Origin of the sequence: Helicobacter anseris, from assembly GCF_003364335.1 — a bacterium.
GTDB classification, from domain to species: Bacteria; Campylobacterota; Campylobacteria; order Campylobacterales; family Helicobacteraceae; genus Helicobacter_H; species Helicobacter_H anseris.
This window is the reverse complement of the sequence record NZ_NXLX01000027.1, coordinates 1-17,372: the sequence shown is the minus strand read 5'-3', so window position 1 is coordinate 17,372 and position 17,372 is coordinate 1. Positions and strand designations below refer to the sequence as shown.

Below are 17,372 nucleotides of genomic sequence, written 5' to 3'. Positions count from 1 at the left end.
TTGGCATAAGGTATGTAAAAACTCCAAGATTCCATAACCATAGTAAGATAAATGCTAAAACTAAGATTCCTATTACTTTCATTGTCTTCCTCACTTTCTTTACTTTTATCTTGTTTTAATCCCTAGAGCATAAGCTGTGGGTTGTCATAGAGAACAATTATTATAAACTTTATATCATTAAAGTTTTTATCATTTAGGGTTGTAGCACAATAAGCTATAATGACAGGATTAAAAAAGAAATTTGTCTGCATGGGCTTTATTCTAATCGCCAATCCATTGTCTTGTGATATTTTTGTAATGCAAGATTTGCATCTCTAAAAACCCCACTACCCACAAATCCTCTTGCAAGAGGGCTAGGATGGGGTGCTGTGATAATAGTGTGTTTATTTGAATCAATAAGGGGGATTTTTTTCTTTGCAAAATTACCCCAAAGCATAAAAACAATACCTTCAAAATGATGAGAAATATTTTTGATAATTGCATCACTAAACTCTTCCCAACCAAAATCTTGATGAGAGGCGGGCAAACCTTTTTGCACACTAAAAATTGCATTTAAAAGCAAGATTCCATTTTCTGCCCATTTTGTAAGGTCTCCGTGATTTGGTGGTGTAAAATCTATACTTTGTGCGAGCTCTTTGTAAATATTTTTGAGGCTAGGGGGTATAGGAACTCCCCTTGGCACAGAAAAACTAAGCCCCATTGCTTGAGGGATTTCTTGTTGATTGACAAAAATGCTTCCATGATAGGGGTCTTGCCCAAGAATAAGTATTTTTAGCTTTTGTGGAGGTGTGAGATTTAGAGCATTAAAGGTAAGTTTTGCAGGTGGAAAGACGATTTGTCCTTGTTTTTTTGCTTGTATATATTTTTCTTTAATTTTTAAAAAGTAGGGTTTAGAAAACTCTTCTTTTAATAGTTCTTTCCACTCTTCTCTAATGAGGATTCTATCCATTATAGCCCCTTTGAATTTATGCTAAAATGCACATTATAAGTTTTTTGGGAGAGAAAATCAATGTGCGGTATTGTGGGCTATATCGGTAAAAATGAGATTAAAGAAATATTATTAAATGGACTTAAAGAGTTAGAATATAGAGGTTATGATAGTGCGGGTATTGCGGTTTTGCAAGATAGAGAGCTTTCTACTTTTAAGGCTGTAGGAAAAATCATCAATCTTGAAAATAAGCTCAAAGATTTTAGCACTCAAGGTTTTGGCATTGGGATAGGTCATACAAGATGGGCAACACATGGAAAACCGACAGAAGCAAATGCGCATCCACATATTGCAGAATTTAGCAATGTCGTGCATAATGGAATCATAGAAAATTATCAAGAAATAAAAGAGATGCTTCAAGCTAAAGGACATCATTTTTTATCTCAAACAGACACAGAAGTTATTGTGCATCTTTTTGAGGAAAACTTAAAAAATTGTGATGATAGTTTTAAGGCTTTTAAAAAAACTATAGATACTATTAAGGGCGCTTATGCGATTTTATTGATTAGCAAAAAAGATTCTACAAAGATTTTTTATGCAAAAAATGGCTCACCATTGATTATTGCAAGAGGAGAAGGTGGGATTTATTTTGCAAGCTCTGATGCGCCTTTGATTGGTTTGGCTCAAGAAGTGGTTTATCTTGAAGATGGAGATATTGGTTTTATGCAAGAGGGGGATTTTGATAAGTTGCAAAATATTCAGCCATTAAACATCAATAAATCTTTTGCACAAAAAGATGGTTATCGCTATTTTATGGAAAAAGAAATTTATGAACAACATAGTGTTTTGCTAGAAACTATGATGGGGCGAGTAAGCGAAGATAGGATCGCTTTAGAAAACTTAGATAGAGATTTTTTTGAAGGCATAGAATCTATTACAATTTGTGCTTGTGGCACGAGCTATCATTCTGCGATGGTAGGGAAATATCTTTTAGAGAGATTTGCAAAAATAAGAGTTAATGTTGTGATTGCAAGTGAGTTTAGATATGCGGATTTTGTGATAAAAGAAAATGAGCTTTTTATCACAATCTCGCAAAGTGGAGAAACTGCAGATACACTTGAGGCATTAAAGCTTGTGAAAAAACACCATCTCAAAACCCTAGCAATTTGTAATGTGGATAATAGCTCTATTGTAAGAGAAAGTGACAGGGTGATTTTAACGCGTGTAGGGATAGAAAAAGGGGTTGCAAGCACAAAGGCTTTTGCTTCTCAGGTTTTGGTGCTTTGGATGCTTGGAGTATTTATCGCCCAGGAGAAAAAGTTGATAAATGCTCAAGAGATTAAAGAACAAGCACAAGCAATGCTAAAAGCTACAAAAGCCACAAAAGTAGATTCTAAACTACATGAGAGAATCAAGAGATTATCAAAACGCTATTTGCATGGGCATGGATTTTTCTTCATCGGTAGAGATGTGTTTTTTCCTTTGGCATTAGAGGGGGCATTGAAACTAAAAGAGATTAGTTATTTGCATGCAGAGGGTTATGCTAGTGGGGAGATGAAACACGGACCTATAGCATTGGCAGATTCTCATCTTTTTACCATTGCATTGATGCCAGAGCATTTGCTATTTGAAAAAATCAAAAGCAATATTGAGGAATTAAGTGCCAGAGATGCAACAATTTGTGTTATTAGCTCTCAAGAGTGTGAAGTGGCTGATGATATGATTTTTATTCCAAAGGCATCAAGCTATATGGAAGAGTTTTTCTCTATGATGGTGGCATTGCAGATTTTGGCTTTAGAGATTGCCATAAAGCTAGGTAATGATGTAGATATGCCAAGAAATCTTGCAAAAAGTGTCACAGTAGAATAAATTAAAATATATGCTCTAAGAGGTTTTGGATTTGATTTTTTTGCAAAATATCTTTATCCAAAAGAGGGATATACCATTTGGTATATTTTTTAAAAATTTTATTTATTTTTTCTAAGTATTTTTCTTGAATCTTATAACGATTGTAGAAAAAATCTTCCTTGCTTAATGGTGCTATTTTGTTGATAGCTAGGGCTTTTATATCAATTTTGCTTAGAGATTGAATGGCACGATTTGTTTCTTTTATGGATAAAAAATCAGGATTTAAAACAAAAATAATCCCACAAGATTTTTTATCATGTAGTAGATTTTGAAAAGCAGTATATTTTTTATAACGCATCTCTAGTCTATTTAAAAGATTTTCATCACTTTGTGGAGTGCCTAGTATATTTTCTAAATGGATATTTTTTTGTTGATTTTTTAAAATAGTTTTATTCCAGGTTTTAAGCGTATTAGCAAGAGTAAAAAGTCTTAGAGTATGTCCAGTTGGTGCAGTATCAATAATAATATGATCCCAAGAATCAAGAGTGTCTATCGTAAGATTTATGAGTTTATCAAAGAGGGCAGATTCTTGAGTGATTCCATTTTCCATTGCACTTTGATAATATTTATCAAGCATTTCATAAGAATTTGGAGATACAAAAGCTTTATTATTTCGAGAAATTTCTTTAATATAGTTTTGTGCTTCTTTTTTTGGATCAATTTCTAAAACAGAGAGATTTTTATCCAAAGGAGTGATGTTGTTTGAAAGCTTTATTTGAAAGAGATCAGAAAGATTGTGTGCAGGGTCTGTTGAAATAAGTAATATTTTTTTATCTTTTGTGCAAAGATTGCAAGCAAGAGAGCTTGCAATAGTGCTTTTTCCAACTCCTCCCTTTCCCCCCACAAAAATAATCTTTGAATCCATTAGCAACACATACAAGGAAAGTAGTCAAAAGGAGATTTTTCAAAACCAGCTTTTTTGTGCCATTGGTGAAATTTTGGCATAAGGCTTGGAATGAGTTCTAGTGTATAAAACTCATAGGGATTTGGGATTCCCATCATCTCAGAAAAAGCCAAAATCATAAAAAAATCCTCAATTTCTTCTTTCTCTCTTTTAATAGCTCTTTTGTATCCTAGCTCATAGTAACTCGTAAAAAACGAGTTACAAGATTTTAAAAGATTAAGCATTTTCTTTAGAATTGATGATTTTAAAAATTATAGAGAGTGCAGATAGCACAACAGCAATAGTTACAATAATCACAATAAAGCTGATTGCAAATAAAAGATAATTTTGAGCAATAAAATAGTCTTTTAGTTTTATCAATGCACCCCAAAATGACATGCATAAAATGAAAGTCATCGGAATAAGTGTGACAAGAGAACCTTTAAATCTCTTGCTTTTAATCAGTATTACAGAAATTGTTAGCAAGGTTAATGAGGCTAGGATTTGATTAGTTGCGCCAAATAAAGGCCAGATAGCAACTTCATTTTTTCCTCCCTCTCCAAGTCCATTCCAAGATAGTGTAAAACATAAAAATACAGCAACAAGCGTGGATAACCATTTGTTTTTCAAGAAAGGAATCTTATAAAGTTCTCCCCATTCTTGAACAATATAGCGTTGTAGTCTAATTCCAGCGTCCATAGTAGTGGCAGCAAAAAGAATAATCATCAAAGAAAGTAGTGTTTGTGCGATGCTCTCCGGGATACCAAGTCCTGCGTGCAATATCGCAGCACCTCCACTAGAAAAATTCCCAGCCCCACCTTTATAAAGCATTGCCCAAGTTTCTGGATTTAAATCAGCGTTGAGCAGTCCTAGTCCTGCGATACAGGCAATAATAGTTGCAAGTGCCAAGGAGCCTTCTCCTACAGCTCCAAGATAACCCACAAATCTTACATCAGTTTCTTTGTCAATTTGCTTTGAAGTAGTTCCTGAAGAAACAATTCCATGAAATCCACTAATTGCACCACAAGCAACTGTGATAAATAAAACAGGGATAAGAATACTCCATCCACCATTTTCTTGAATAGCTGGTATAAGCTCTGGTGCAACTACTTTTGGAGCAACAATAAAAATTGAGCCATAAAGCAAAATCAATCCTATAAAAAGCTGAATACCATTGATATAATCTCGCGGTTGCAAGAGTAGCCATACAGGCATAATAGAAGCAATTCCAGCATAAACAAAAAGAATGATAATCCATTGTTGATAGGCATTAAATCCTGCAAAATTGTCGGGTAAATTTATAGGTAATATTCCACCAAGGGGAACTAAACCATAAAGAGTCACAACGCCAATGATTGTTACAATTCCAAGATTTAGCTTGAAGCGATAAATGGCAACCCCCATGAGGATTGCCACAGCAACAGCACCCCATGCTGGGATAATGGTAGAGGGATGCTGCACAGATTCTTGGGCAATAATGACGCCAAAGGCACTATTTACCATCAAAAGCACAAGGAAAATGACAATCATAAAAAGTTGTCCTACTTTAGAGCCCACTATATGGCGACAAACGCTACCAATAGATTGACCTTGATGTCTTACGCTTGCCCATAATGCACTCATATCGTGGATTCCTGCAAAAAATATTGTTCCTAAAATAACCCAAAAAAATGCAGGCATCCAGCCCCATTGCACAGCAATTGCAGGACCTACGATAGGTGCAGCACCAGCAACGGCTGTAAAATGATGTCCCCACAATACAAATTTGTTTGTAGGGATATAATCTATGTCATCTCGCAAAGTATGTGATGGTGTTGCAAAATTTTTGTCAAGTTTTAAGATTTTTGAAGCAACAAATTTTGAGTAAATAAACCACCCAAAACAAAGACCTGCTATTCCTATAACAAGTAGAATCAGGGCATTCATCTTTTATCCTTATTTAAAAATGTTACAAAATGTTGTTTATATTAACAAAATCTAGTTTCTTGATCTTAATAAACATCTTAACTCCTAATAATTTTTATATTTTTGTTACAAAAAAACGCAATTTATACATCAGGGTTGTATAGAGTTTAGAATTTGTATTGATAGCTAATAAATGGCAGTATATCGGTTTGCTCAACCACAGATTGTGAAATTTCTTTTTGTATAGGTGTTACTTTTGCACCTATTGTAACACGATGTTTGATGGCTAGTGTAAGCTCTATGCCAGTTTCTACTATAAATCCTCCAGAAATAAACATATTTTTAAATCCTTTATAGTTTGCATTATCTGTATAAACAACGCCACCAAATCCTATCCCAAAAAAACCTCCCAAAAAATTTCTTTGACTTTTTGTGATTGGAAATTCTGCTATTGCATCAATCCCAAGTGAAAAAAAACCAAAAAATGCCATTGTGGAGTTTTCCCTTTTTCCTGTGGCTGTTTTTGTGTAAGTATCAAATGCAAAAAACCCACGGATTCCAACATTTTTGGTAAAAAAACTTTGAACCCCTGTTTTTAATCCCAAGAGAATGGGGACATAACTCTCTTCTTTTTGATTGGTAATAAGTCTTTGTGTTCTTAGTGCAGAGGTTCCAAGACTTATGGCAAGATACTTGCCACTTTTTTGTCTAATAAGCTCTTGATCTTCATAAATTTGTTTGACATCTTCTGACAAAAATATGTCATCTTGTTGATTATCTAGCGTAGTTTCTTGTGAAAATACAAAATATACTAAGCAAAAAAATAAAAAAAATAAACTTCTCATCATTAACTTCATCGTTAGTTTGCTATGCAACTTTTTGCTATAATTCTACCCAAAAAATCAAGAGAGTTTTTATGGCCTCAAAAGGTAGCTTTAAAATTACAATCGACAAAGACAAAGCTATATTTTATCTTTATGGTGTTTGGGATTTTTCTTTATCAAAAAATACTTTGAAATCCTATGAACTAGAATCAAAAAAATATTCAAATGTTATTTTAGATTTTTCAAATGTTAGTAAGATTGATTTTGTGGCAATTAGTTTTTTATTTTTAAACACACATGTTTTTTCTTATCAAGGCGCTAGTAGCACCACAGAAATACTGATATCTGATTTTAAAAGACTCTATTCTCCATCAAAAATACAGCAACAAGTTTTTGATTGGAGATATTTTTTTACACCTTTTAAAAATAAAATTTCTAGATTCTCAAGTGATGTGGTGGATTTTTTGAATTTTTTTGGTTTGATGCTTTTTTGTATTTATTTAAGTATTTTAAATCCAAAAAGATTTCGTTGGAAATCCTTTTTATATCATATGAATGAAGCAGGTTTTAAGGCTTTGCCCGTAGCGCTTTTAACATCTTTTATTGTAGGTGGTGCTATTACTTTACAGGGTGCTATCCAGCTTCAAGCTATGGGTGCTCCACTTTTAAGTATAGACACCACAGCAAAGCTTTCTTTAAGAGAGATGGGTCCTTTTGTTTTGGCCCTTGTTTTAGCAGGGAGGAGTGCTTCTAGTTTTACGGCACAAATTGGGGTTATGAATATTACTGAAGAAAGCAATGCAATGCGTGTTATGAATTTTAATTTGATGGATTTTTTGGTTGTGCCAAGATTTTTAGCATTAGTGATTGTAATGCCATTGATGGTTTTTTTAGCTGATGCATCAAGTATTTTTGCAGGTATGCTTGCTATAAAATCTCAGCTTGGTATTGGGTTTTTGCAATATGCAGAAAGATTCTATGAAACCGTAGGATGGAGTAATTTTTTAGTAGGTATTATCAAGGCTCCTTTTTTTGGAGCTGCAATTGCTTTGGTGGGTTGTTTTAGAGGATTGCAAGTTTATGGAGATACGGAGCAAATAGGTAGATCCACCACCACTAGTGTGGTAAATGCACTTTTTTGGATTATCTTTATCAATGCGATTTTTTCTATTGTTTTTACAAGGTTAGATATATGAAAGAAAAAATTATTGAAGTAAAAAATCTTGTAAGTGCATATGGTAATACTATTATTCACAAATCTATTAGTTTTGAAGTTTTTAGGGGTGAAAATTTTGCAATATTGGGAGGAAGTGGTAGTGGAAAAAGCACCCTGCTTTCAAATATGATTATGCTAAATAAGCCTGTAAGTGGGGAAATCAAAATATTTGGTGAAGATATTTGCAAACTTACGCTTTTGGAGCGAAATAGAATCTTAAATCGTTGCGGAGTTTTGTTTCAATTTGGTGCTTTATTTAGCTCTTTAAATGTTTTAGAAAATGTAGGCATTATGCTTGAAGAATATAGTAATTATCCAAAAAGTGTCATCACAGAGATTTCCAAAATGTGGCTAGATCGTGTAGGGTTAGATAAAAGAGCATTTGAGCTTTATCCCTATGAGTTGAGTGGCGGAATGAAAAAGAGGGTAGGGCTTGCTAGAGCAATGATATTAAATCCTGAAATTTTATTTTTAGATGAGCCAACAAGTGGGCTTGATCCTTTGAGTGCAGGAAAATTTGACGATTTAATTCTAGAACTCAAAGAAACTAATCCTTTTAGTGTAGTGATTGTTACACATGATTTGGACACGATTAAAGATATGGTAGATCGATTTATTTTATTAAGAAATGGAGAAATTGAATTTAAAGGAACTTTGAAAGAATTTTCATCTTATGCAAAAACAAATGGCATTAGTAAAGATAATTTATTTAATAGCACGCGAGGAGAAAGATTTTGGAAAGACGCATAAATTTTTTATTCATAGGCATCATATTTTTTTCAATTTTAAGTGCATTGGTGCTTTTTATTATCATAATGGGAAGATTTAGTTTTGATGATAAAGAATATAGATATTATCGTATTTATACTGAAAATGAAATTTCTGGACTTGGTATCAATACACCTGTGAGATACAAAGGAATTACAATAGGAAGTATTAGCCATATTGGTTTTGATAAGGATAGATTAGGAGTGGTAAAAATTATCGTAAAAATAAAAAAAATTATTCCTGTTCGCAAAAACTCTACATTAGCAGTTGATTCTCAAGGATTGGCAGGAATGAGTTATTTGGCTTTAAAACAGAGCAAGGAAAATGATTTTATTACAGATGAAAAAGATGCCACTTTAAATTTTGAGCCAAATATCTTTGGAAAGCTTACTTCAAAGGCTAGTGAAGTTAGTGATGAGGTAAGCGTTCTATTAAAAAGTCTTAAGATTTTATTTAGTGAAAATAATATGAAAAATATTTCAGATACTTTAGAATCTATCAATGTTTTGAGCAAAAATCTCAAAGATATGCAACTAGAAATTACAAATATTACAAACAATACAAATGCATTAGTAAAATCTCTTAACGAGCAAGTGCAAAATGGAGACTTTAATGCAAAAGAAATTTTAAATCCATTTTTAATGCGACTGGATACAAGCTTAAATTATATGGATCAATTTTTTAAAAGAGGGGGAAATATTTTAGATAAGTTTGAAAGAGACCCTTATAACACTATTTTTGGAGAACAAAAGAAATGAGACAAATAATTTTATTTTTAAATCTTATATTATTTTTTGGTTGTGTAGATGTAAAGATAAAATCTGAGATTCCAAAAAAAACTTATTATGATTTAGATACAACAGGGTTAAAAAATTCTACTTGTTCAAATTTTAATATCGTTGGATTAGGAGGGGTTTTAGCCGTTACTTCTTTAAATAATAAAAATATTTTGCATAAGAAATCTAGCGGAGAGATCAGCACTTATGGTGATGTGCAGTGGGTTGATCATCCAAAAGATATGATTCAATCAATGCTAATTAAACAAGGATATGAGAGATGTATTAGCTTTGAAAGAAGCAGTATGGGCAAAGTAAAAAAATTTGTAACTTTAGAAATTTTGTTTTTAGGATTTTTGGATTCAAGCCCAAATGTAGAATTTGCCTATAAGATAGCAGATGATAGGTTAAATGTTATTGCTATGGGTGTGATAAAAAAATCTAAAGAAAATGGAGAGGTATCAGACTTACAAAAACTTGCTCAAGAAGGTGTTAATGAATTTTTAGAATTGGTATCTAGGTAAGTGGATATAGCAAAGCAAGAGGTAAAAGAAGATTATTATAATCGTATGTATAAAGAAGGGGGATGGCAAGGGAATTATTTAAAGCATTATATGCATTCTCCTTATTTTGAGACTTGGAAAAGAGTATTGGCACTCATAGGTGATTTGAGTAATAAAAAAATTTTAGATATTGGCTGTGGGGTGGGGCAATTTGCAAGTTTTTTGAAAGATAATGGTTTAAGGAATTATTGTGGTATAGATTTTAGTAAAGAGGCAATCTCACAAGCAAAGAAAAAAGAATTAGAAGGTTTTATTTTTAAGCAAGAGAATATTTTTTGCTCAAATATCTTTGAAGAAAAATTTGATTGTGTTGTTATTTTGGAAGTATTAGAACATTTAAATGAAGACTTGCATCTTTTATCATTGTTAAAACCAAAGACTAGAGTTATCCTCTCTGTGCCAAATTATGATTCTGCATCTCATGTAAGGTTTTTTGAAAATTTAGATTTAGTGATAGAGCGCTATAAGGATTTGATACAAATTCAAGAGAGTGAAAGCATAGTAATCAATAATGGAGCAGGGATTATTTTTTTATTAAAAGGAATGAGATTTTGAGAAAAGCAAATCTATTTTTTAAAAGTGATTTTGGCAATATTGTTTATGATTGTTATGAACCAGAAGATTTTAATGGCAAGGTAATACAGATTGCACATGGGATGATAGAACACAAAGAGCGTTATTTGTGGTTATGTGAAGAATTTACAAAAGCTGGATATAAAGTTTATATCAATGATCATAGAGGACATGGAGAAAGTGTCGGTGGTAATGTATTTTTAGGAGAAATGGGAGAAAATGGTTTTGAAAAAGCAGTAGGAGATATGCTATCACTCAATGAAATTATAAGAAGGGAAAATAGGGAATCTAAAATTATTTTGTTAGGCCATAGTATGGGTTCTTTACTCTCAAGAAGATTTTTGCAACTTTATGAGGATAGAATTGATGCATTGGTTTTATCAGGAAGTCCATCACCAAACGCTTTTGCTCCACTTGGTTCAAAATTAAGTTTCTTTTTAAAACAGATAAGTTTTAATAAAAAGTTTGAACAATTAGCACAAGGTTTTATACACTTTCTCTCTTTGGGTAGTTTTAATGCAAGATTTAAGACTGTCATCCCAAAAAGTTCATCTCATTGGATTTGTAGTGATGTTGAGGTGGTAGAAAAATATGACAAAGATAAAAAATGTCAATTTTTATTTTCACTCAATAGCTTTGCAAATCTTTTTGCCGGAGTAAAACAAGTCTTTTCAAAATATCCCAATGCTATCTCAAAGCCAAATCTACCTATTTTGTTTATAAGTGGGAGAGATGATGCTTGCGGTGATTTTGGCAAAGGTGTACAAAAGGCATATAATCATATTTGTGCACAAGGCTATAAAAATGTAACTCTAAAGCTTTATGATAATTGTCGTCATGAAGTCTTTAATGAAAAAGATAAAGAGATTTATCTGCGAGATGTTTTAGATTGGTTAAAAAAAATTGAAAATTAAGATTGCAGAGATTAAATTCTCTGCAAATTTTTGAAAGACTTAAAGACTAATATATCCCAAAATACTTGTAAGTAAGATTCCTAGGGTAAGAAAAATCAAACTTTCCTTTCTATGTTGTTTGCACCAAGAAGTGATGATAAATCCACTAAAATAAAAAACTAAAAGTGCAATTCCAAAAATAATAGAAAAAATTTGAAAAGCCTTGCCAACTTTTGATTTGTGTAGCATCATCAAATTTCCATAAAAACTTCTTTTGTTGGTTTGAATGATAACTTGATTTTGTTTTTGCTCAATAGTGATGGAATATTTTGCACTTCCCATCATAGTGCCTCTTTTTCCTTTTTGTAAATTCGTATTACTTGGTAGTGGGATTTGATTTTCTTTTAAGAAATTGAGGACAAATTCTTGTAAATCTTCTATAGGTTCTTTTTGAAAAATCTCATATTTTTTTTGCTCAAGATTATAATCTTGATTGATTCCACAAATATACAAAACCCCAGTAAGTAAAAAGAGCAATGCCATAGGCAAAAAGAATACACTTGCATAAATATGTATTTTTCTAAATAAGCTTTTATTCATAAAATAATCCCTTAATAATGATAAAGATATTCATAATTATAAATTAGATTTAGTCAAGAAATAATCAAATATAGTATTATATTTTTTAATAATAAATGATATTTATTAAGACGATCCTGATATTCTTAAATATTAAATTTTTATTAAAGATAAATAGAAAGATAAATAGAGGTGTTTTTATGAAGAGATTTTTTTATTTAGTATTTTTGTGTTTTTTTGTGGGAAGTGGTTTGTGGGCTAAAAAGTCAGATACTGGTATTTCTTTATCTGAGGCTAAATGGACATTGCCTGATGCATTAGATACAGATGGTTATGTGGTAGAGGAGAAAATGCCAAAAAACTCGAAGTATTCTGAGATGGTTATTTTAGGAAATAAAATTCTAAATGAAACCACTAAGTATGTAGGACCACAGGCTAAAGATAAGAGTAAGCGTTTCGCAGGCAATAATCTTTCTTGTTCAAGCTGTCATGCTAAAGGAGGCAGTGTGGCAAATCAGTCAGGGTTTGTTGGTATTTGGGGGAGGTTTCCTCAATACAATGCAAGAGCAGATAAGGTTATTACCTTGGAAGATAGGGTGAATGGGTGTTTTGAGCGAAGTATGAATGGTAAAAGAATGCCTGTAGATTCTATTGAAATGAAAGCAATTATGACTTATATGCAATGGCTTTCTCAAGGAATTCAAGTGGGTGCAAAAACACAGGGGCAGGGGTTAAAAGCAGTAGAGTTTTTGTCAAGAGCAGCAGATCCAAAAGCTGGAAAAAAGATATATGAAGAAAAATGTGCCGCATGTCATCAAAATAATGGTCTTGGAATGAAGAATCCAGAAAAAACAGGATCTTATTACATATTTCCTCCACTTTGGGGTGATGATTCCTATAATACAGGTGCAGGAATGTATAGACTTATCAAGGCAGCATCATATATTAAAGCAAATATGCCACAAGGTGATGCAAACTTGAGTTTAGAAGAAGCTTATGATGTTGCGGCTTATATAAATTCTCAAAAAAGACCTGTAAAAGCAAATAGAGATAAAGATTTTCCAGACTTAAAACTCAAGCCTTTAGATATGGATGTGGGGCCTTATGATGATAATCTCTCTACTACTCAGCATCGTTATGGACCTTATAAGGCAAAATAACTAATTATGCTTGTATAAAAGCATTGGATTGACTCTACTAAAAACTATAGAGATTTCAAAATCTCTATAGTTGCTTAAAATGCATTATTTTATAAATATTTAGCACCCCCCCCCCCCCTTTTTTTTTGTTATTTGTTAAAAAGCAATTTTTTTTATACAATCACGAGTTATTTAAAGGGCAAAATATTTAAAAAATACCTTAAAGGGAGCTGGTGTGATGAAGCAAAATCTTAGTGTATTTAAAGGAGGGAAGGGCGGTATTCCTTTAAATGCTTTTCTTTCTCCAAACAATTTTTTCAAGCCTTTGGTTGCTAGTTCCCTAGCATTATTTTTAAGTGGCAATATTGCAAGTGCTGAAGCTTCTTGTAGTAATGCTACAAGCCCTGTTTTTTGTTATGGAACAAGCGGTAGTAGTGGAAGTTTGACTGCTTTTAATCCTAGTAATGTTGCTTGGAGTGAAAATAATAGCGGGGGTGAGAATAATCTTTATACATTAACAACAAGTAATGGAACTGCTAGTCCAGTGGATATTACTTTGCAATTCAATAGTGGAACAAGTTCCCCAACAGATTCTCTTAGTAATACTGCTTATACAATTGCTATGGGAGATGATGCTAGCTCTTCTATAAACCCAATTTTGCAATTAAAATCCAATAGTGGCATTGATATGCAAAGCAAAACCCTTACTTTTGATTTTGGAGGAGCTAATACTAGCTCTTCTAACTCAAACAAAATAATGAAACTGGATCTATCTAATGTGGACAAGGGGACTGCTTTCAGGGGGATTTTGGTAGTTAATGGTGGTGTTGATGAAAATCATTTTGAGGCAAACTTTGGTGGAGATGTAGTAGGAAACATCATCATAAAAGCAGGAGATAGCGGAGCTAGTGTAAGTACTAATTTCACTTTTGGCGGGGAAGTAATAGGGAATATTATTATCAATAATTCTTATCAAACAAAAGGATCTAGTAGCACAAATACTTTTAATTTTACAGCAAACAATCCGACACTCAATGGAGGTATCAATCTAGCAGATGGAAATACTACAATTTCAAATAGTAAAAATGTCCTTATAATTACCGGTGGCATCACGAGTGAGAGCGGAGGTGGTGGAACGCTTACATTTGATAATAGTGTATCCATCACCAAGGCTATTAGTAAGCCTGATAGTGGAAGTAGTGCAATTGGCGCGACAACAAATATCAATTTTAAAGGAGGTATAAATACTCTTGCTGGAGGAATCCAGATTGCAGGAAGCACAAACTCTGGACAAAATATCTACAATATTGTTTTTGAGAATTCGACAGTAAATAATACTATAGGTAGTATTACCTCAATAGGTTCTAATCTTCAAAGTCAAGAACAACAGCAAACAAATAACATCACTTTCAATGGAAGTGAAAAAAACATTATTTCTGGAAATATTACAGCACAAAATGGTAGCTCTTTTGTTGGAAGAGGTAAAAATGTTATTCTCTTTAATACTGGTGGGAGTATCAATGGAAAGATTTATGCAAACAGTGGAGACAATCAAATTACCTTTAATGGCGATAAGATTTCTAGTATTGCTGGAAACATTGAGGCTATGGCTTCTTCAGGTAATAATGCTAGTTATAATACTATTACCTTTGAGTCTTCCAAGACCAATACTATCACTGGCAATATTGCTGCAACTTCATCTAGTAATGCAGAGGGAAAAAATACCCTTATCTTTACCAATGGAATCAACACCATTAGTGGTGATATTACCGCAAATCAGAATGGTGGCAATGCTGCAAGTAATACCATAGAGGCAAAGGATAGTTCTACTTCTTTAACCATCAATGGAATGATTCAGGCAAATACAGGCACTATAAATATTACAACATCAGTTGGGGATAATGCTTTAAAGAATGAAGGTAAAAATGTAATTCATGCGTATAGCGGAACCAATACTATTACCTTAGGGGGTAGTAGCACCACAATCACTGGAAATATCCTTGCTCAAGGCACACCAGCTACATATAGCGGAATAAATGAGATTACCATCAGCTCATCTGGAACTAATATTATCACTGGAAACATCACTGCAAGCCCATATGATAATATAGAGGGAAAAAATACCTTCACTTTTACTAATGGAATCAACACCATTAGTGGTGATATTACCGCAAATCAGAATGGTGGCAATGCTGCAAGTAATACCATAGAGGCAAAGGATAGTTCTACTTCTTTAACCATCAATGGAAAAATTAAAACAAATGGTGGAACAAAAAATATAATTACAGCATCAGTTGGAACTAATGTCTTAAAAAATTCAAATGCAAATGTAATTGAAGCAGATGGCGGAACCAATACTATAATAATAAATGGAGCATCTACTAATACTGCAATCACTGGAAATATACTCGCAACAGTAGCATCTAGTGGAAGTGTCGGAACAAATGAAATCACCATTAGCTCATCTGGAACCAACTCCATCACAGGAAATATCTCAACTTCTAATGGAAGTAATACAATCACTTTTAATTCTGGAATTTCTTCTATTATCGGAAATGTCTCTACAAGTGGTGGAACCAATACCATTGCTTTTAATGGAAGTGATACTAATACCCTAGGAGGAAGCACAGCTTCTTATGTGATTACCGCAGATGGTTTAGGCACTGGAACAAATATCATCACTACACAAAATAACTTAACCTTTGAAAATATTAGCTCTATTAAGGCTGGGAGTGGTGGCCATGAAGCTAAAAACCTTTTTGATATCTCAGGAACTACTACTTTTAAAGATTCTAATCTCTCAATCATTGCAGATAATACAATAGACACCAATAGCATAAAACATAATATCTTTAAATTCAATGGAATAGTCAATAGTAACTCTGCTTCAATCTCCGAACTCACAGCAGTTTCTACAAGTGGAACTCTAAGCAACACCAAAAATATTCTAAGTTTTAATAATCTAAGTAGTGCTACAACACTAACCATCACAGATATCAATAAGGAGGCTTCTGTTGGTGAAAATAAAACAGCTTACAACTACATTGGAAAAGATTTAACTACCGGAAATGCTAGTGATGGAAGTTTAAGTTTAAAAATAGATTTTGGTGATTCTAATTGGAATACTAATACTTATCAAGCAGATAAACTTACACTAAATACAACAAACATTTATGCAAAAAGTGGAAAAAACTATATCAATGTTAAAGCTTTAAATTCAACAGAATCAATTAAGTCTGATATTAGTGGAGAAAATAACATTGCTACAACTTTATTGACAGCTAAAGTAATCATAGCTAATAATGGCGGAAACAATAATATTATTTTCACTGAAAATAATTCAACTTTCTCTATGACTGAAAGCTTAAGTAAAATCTCTATTGGCGGTAATGGAAACAATACTTTTAATATCCAAGGAGATACAAAAGTTACTTCAAATCTTACAGCACAAAGAAGTGAAGAGAATGCAACTGGTAAAAACATCTTTAATATCTCAAATGAAAAATCTCTAACACTATCTGATGATAGCAATGGAGTTAAAACCATCACTACAACTAGTGGAACAACAGAAATTAACTTCTTAGGAGATAGCTCTAATGGAAGCAATAGCACTGGAACTTTCAGTGGTAATGTAAGCACAAGTGGTGGAACTACAACATTTAGCTTTACAAATGATAATGGAACTTATAGTATTGCAAATGGTAATACTGTCTTTACTTCAAATGCAGGACAAAACATCTTTGATTTATCAAATGTAAGTGCAACTATTAGCAATGATTTAGTTTTTGAAGGAAGCAGTGTAAGTGGAGATGGTGGAAATATTATCAATATTGGAGCAAGTAAAACTCTAACAATGAATAGCAATAATAATGGCAGTATCACTACAAATAGTGGAACTTCTACTATCAATTTCAATGGAGCAAGTGGAAAACTTACTGGTAATGTCTCTACAAGTGGTGGGACTACAACTATCAATTTTAAAGAAACAAGTGGAATACTGAGTGGAACTCTTGGCACTTCAGGAGGAACTACGCATATCAATGTCTTAGAAAACAAATCAGGAACAATCACTAGAGCGGTAACAAACTCAGCCACCACCATAGTAGATATTGGTAATGGCGCAACTCTTGCTCTAACAGCTGGAATTACAAATAATAATAGCGGAAATACCATTATCAACTTTAATGGAGAGAGTGGAACATTAAATGGTAATATAAGCACTACTGGAGGAACCACTATCTTTAATCTAGGAAGCAATGATTCTAAGAGTGTAACTGCTATTATTGGCTCAAGCAATACTATTACTAATACTAATGCAACCAATACTTTTAATGTAAATGCAACTACTACTACATTTAAATATGGTAATGGTGATAGTAATAATAATGATGGCTTAGTATTCTCTAATGGAACTAAT

General features: G+C 32.8%; 15 protein-coding genes. 9 read left to right on the top strand and 6 right to left on the bottom strand.

The genetic code is table 11. The features are described from left to right. Nucleotides 1–256: 256 nt before the first annotated feature. Nucleotides 257–949: a uracil-DNA glycosylase gene (ung, locus tag CQA57_RS07680; RefSeq protein WP_115579655.1), complete on the bottom strand. Its 693-nt coding sequence runs from the start codon at nt 947–949 to the stop codon at nt 257–259. Nucleotides 950–1,009: 60 nt separating this feature from the next. Here ung and glmS point away from each other — a divergent pair, with 60 nt between their 5' ends. Further along, the gene (gene glmS, locus CQA57_RS07675; RefSeq protein WP_115579654.1) at nt 1,010–2,797 is read left to right on the top strand and encodes a glutamine--fructose-6-phosphate transaminase (isomerizing); all 1,788 of its coding nucleotides are present in this window, start codon (nt 1,010–1,012) and stop codon (nt 2,795–2,797) included. A 1-nt stretch (nt 2,798) separates the two neighbouring features. On the opposite strand, the gene CQA57_RS07670 is transcribed toward glmS, so the two are convergent. The 4 genes from CQA57_RS07670 to CQA57_RS07655 all read right to left on the bottom strand — a co-directional run bounded on the left by CQA57_RS07670 (nt 2,799) and on the right by CQA57_RS07655 (nt 6,469). Then, entirely contained in the window at nt 2,799–3,701 is a 903-nt protein-coding gene (locus CQA57_RS07670) for an ArsA family ATPase (RefSeq protein ID WP_115579653.1), read from the bottom strand. Beyond that, complete coding sequence (locus CQA57_RS08310) at nt 3,701–3,964, bottom strand: cory-CC-star protein (protein ID WP_115579652.1); 264 nt, start codon at nt 3,962–3,964, stop codon at nt 3,701–3,703. The genes CQA57_RS07670 and CQA57_RS08310 overlap by 1 nt, the downstream gene beginning before the upstream one ends. Then, complete coding sequence (locus CQA57_RS07660) at nt 3,957–5,645, bottom strand: carbon starvation CstA family protein (RefSeq protein ID WP_115579651.1); 1,689 nt, start codon at nt 5,643–5,645, stop codon at nt 3,957–3,959. The genes CQA57_RS08310 and CQA57_RS07660 overlap by 8 nt, the downstream gene beginning before the upstream one ends. A gap of 146 nt (nt 5,646–5,791) precedes the next feature. After that, on the bottom strand, nt 5,792–6,469 hold the full coding sequence (locus CQA57_RS07655) for an outer membrane beta-barrel protein (protein WP_170126861.1): 678 nt from the start codon (nt 6,467–6,469) through the stop codon (nt 5,792–5,794). A 71-nt stretch (nt 6,470–6,540) separates the two neighbouring features. Here CQA57_RS07655 and CQA57_RS07650 point away from each other — a divergent pair, with 71 nt between their 5' ends. The 6 genes from CQA57_RS07650 to CQA57_RS07625 are packed head-to-tail and all read left to right on the top strand — an operon-like array spanning nt 6,541 to nt 11,258. Further along, nucleotides 6,541–7,644, top strand: a complete 1,104-nt coding sequence (locus CQA57_RS07650) for an MlaE family lipid ABC transporter permease subunit (protein ID WP_115579656.1) — start codon at nt 6,541–6,543, stop codon at nt 7,642–7,644. Then, nucleotides 7,641–8,414, top strand: a complete 774-nt coding sequence (locus CQA57_RS07645; RefSeq protein WP_115579649.1) for an ABC transporter ATP-binding protein — start codon at nt 7,641–7,643, stop codon at nt 8,412–8,414. The genes CQA57_RS07650 and CQA57_RS07645 overlap by 4 nt, the downstream gene beginning before the upstream one ends. Further along, nucleotides 8,399–9,190 (top strand): MlaD family protein, encoded by a 792-nt coding sequence (locus CQA57_RS07640; RefSeq protein ID WP_115579648.1) that lies wholly within the window; start codon nt 8,399–8,401, stop codon nt 9,188–9,190. Before CQA57_RS07645 ends, CQA57_RS07640 begins: the two co-directional genes overlap by 16 nt. Then, on the top strand, nt 9,187–9,732 hold the full coding sequence (locus CQA57_RS07635) for a hypothetical protein (RefSeq protein ID WP_115579647.1): 546 nt from the start codon (nt 9,187–9,189) through the stop codon (nt 9,730–9,732). Before CQA57_RS07640 ends, CQA57_RS07635 begins: the two co-directional genes overlap by 4 nt. Next, the gene (locus CQA57_RS07630) at nt 9,733–10,326 is read left to right on the top strand and encodes a class I SAM-dependent methyltransferase (RefSeq protein WP_115579646.1); all 594 of its coding nucleotides are present in this window, start codon (nt 9,733–9,735) and stop codon (nt 10,324–10,326) included. Next, complete coding sequence (locus tag CQA57_RS07625; RefSeq protein WP_115579645.1) at nt 10,323–11,258, top strand: alpha/beta fold hydrolase; 936 nt, start codon at nt 10,323–10,325, stop codon at nt 11,256–11,258. Before CQA57_RS07630 ends, CQA57_RS07625 begins: the two co-directional genes overlap by 4 nt. Before the next feature lie 39 nt (nt 11,259–11,297). On the opposite strand, the gene CQA57_RS07620 is transcribed toward CQA57_RS07625, so the two are convergent. Further along, a complete protein-coding gene (locus CQA57_RS07620; protein ID WP_115579644.1) occupies nt 11,298–11,837 on the bottom strand; it encodes a PepSY-associated TM helix domain-containing protein in 540 nt (179 codons plus the stop codon). 179 nt (nt 11,838–12,016) lie between these two features. Between CQA57_RS07620 and CQA57_RS07615 the strand changes: the two genes are divergently transcribed. Then, nucleotides 12,017–12,976, top strand: a complete 960-nt coding sequence (locus CQA57_RS07615; RefSeq protein WP_115579643.1) for a c-type cytochrome — start codon at nt 12,017–12,019, stop codon at nt 12,974–12,976. 214 nt (nt 12,977–13,190) lie between these two features. Beyond that, on the top strand, nt 13,191–17,372 hold a 4,182-nt coding region (locus CQA57_RS07610; protein WP_147288370.1), incomplete at its 3' end, for a beta strand repeat-containing protein.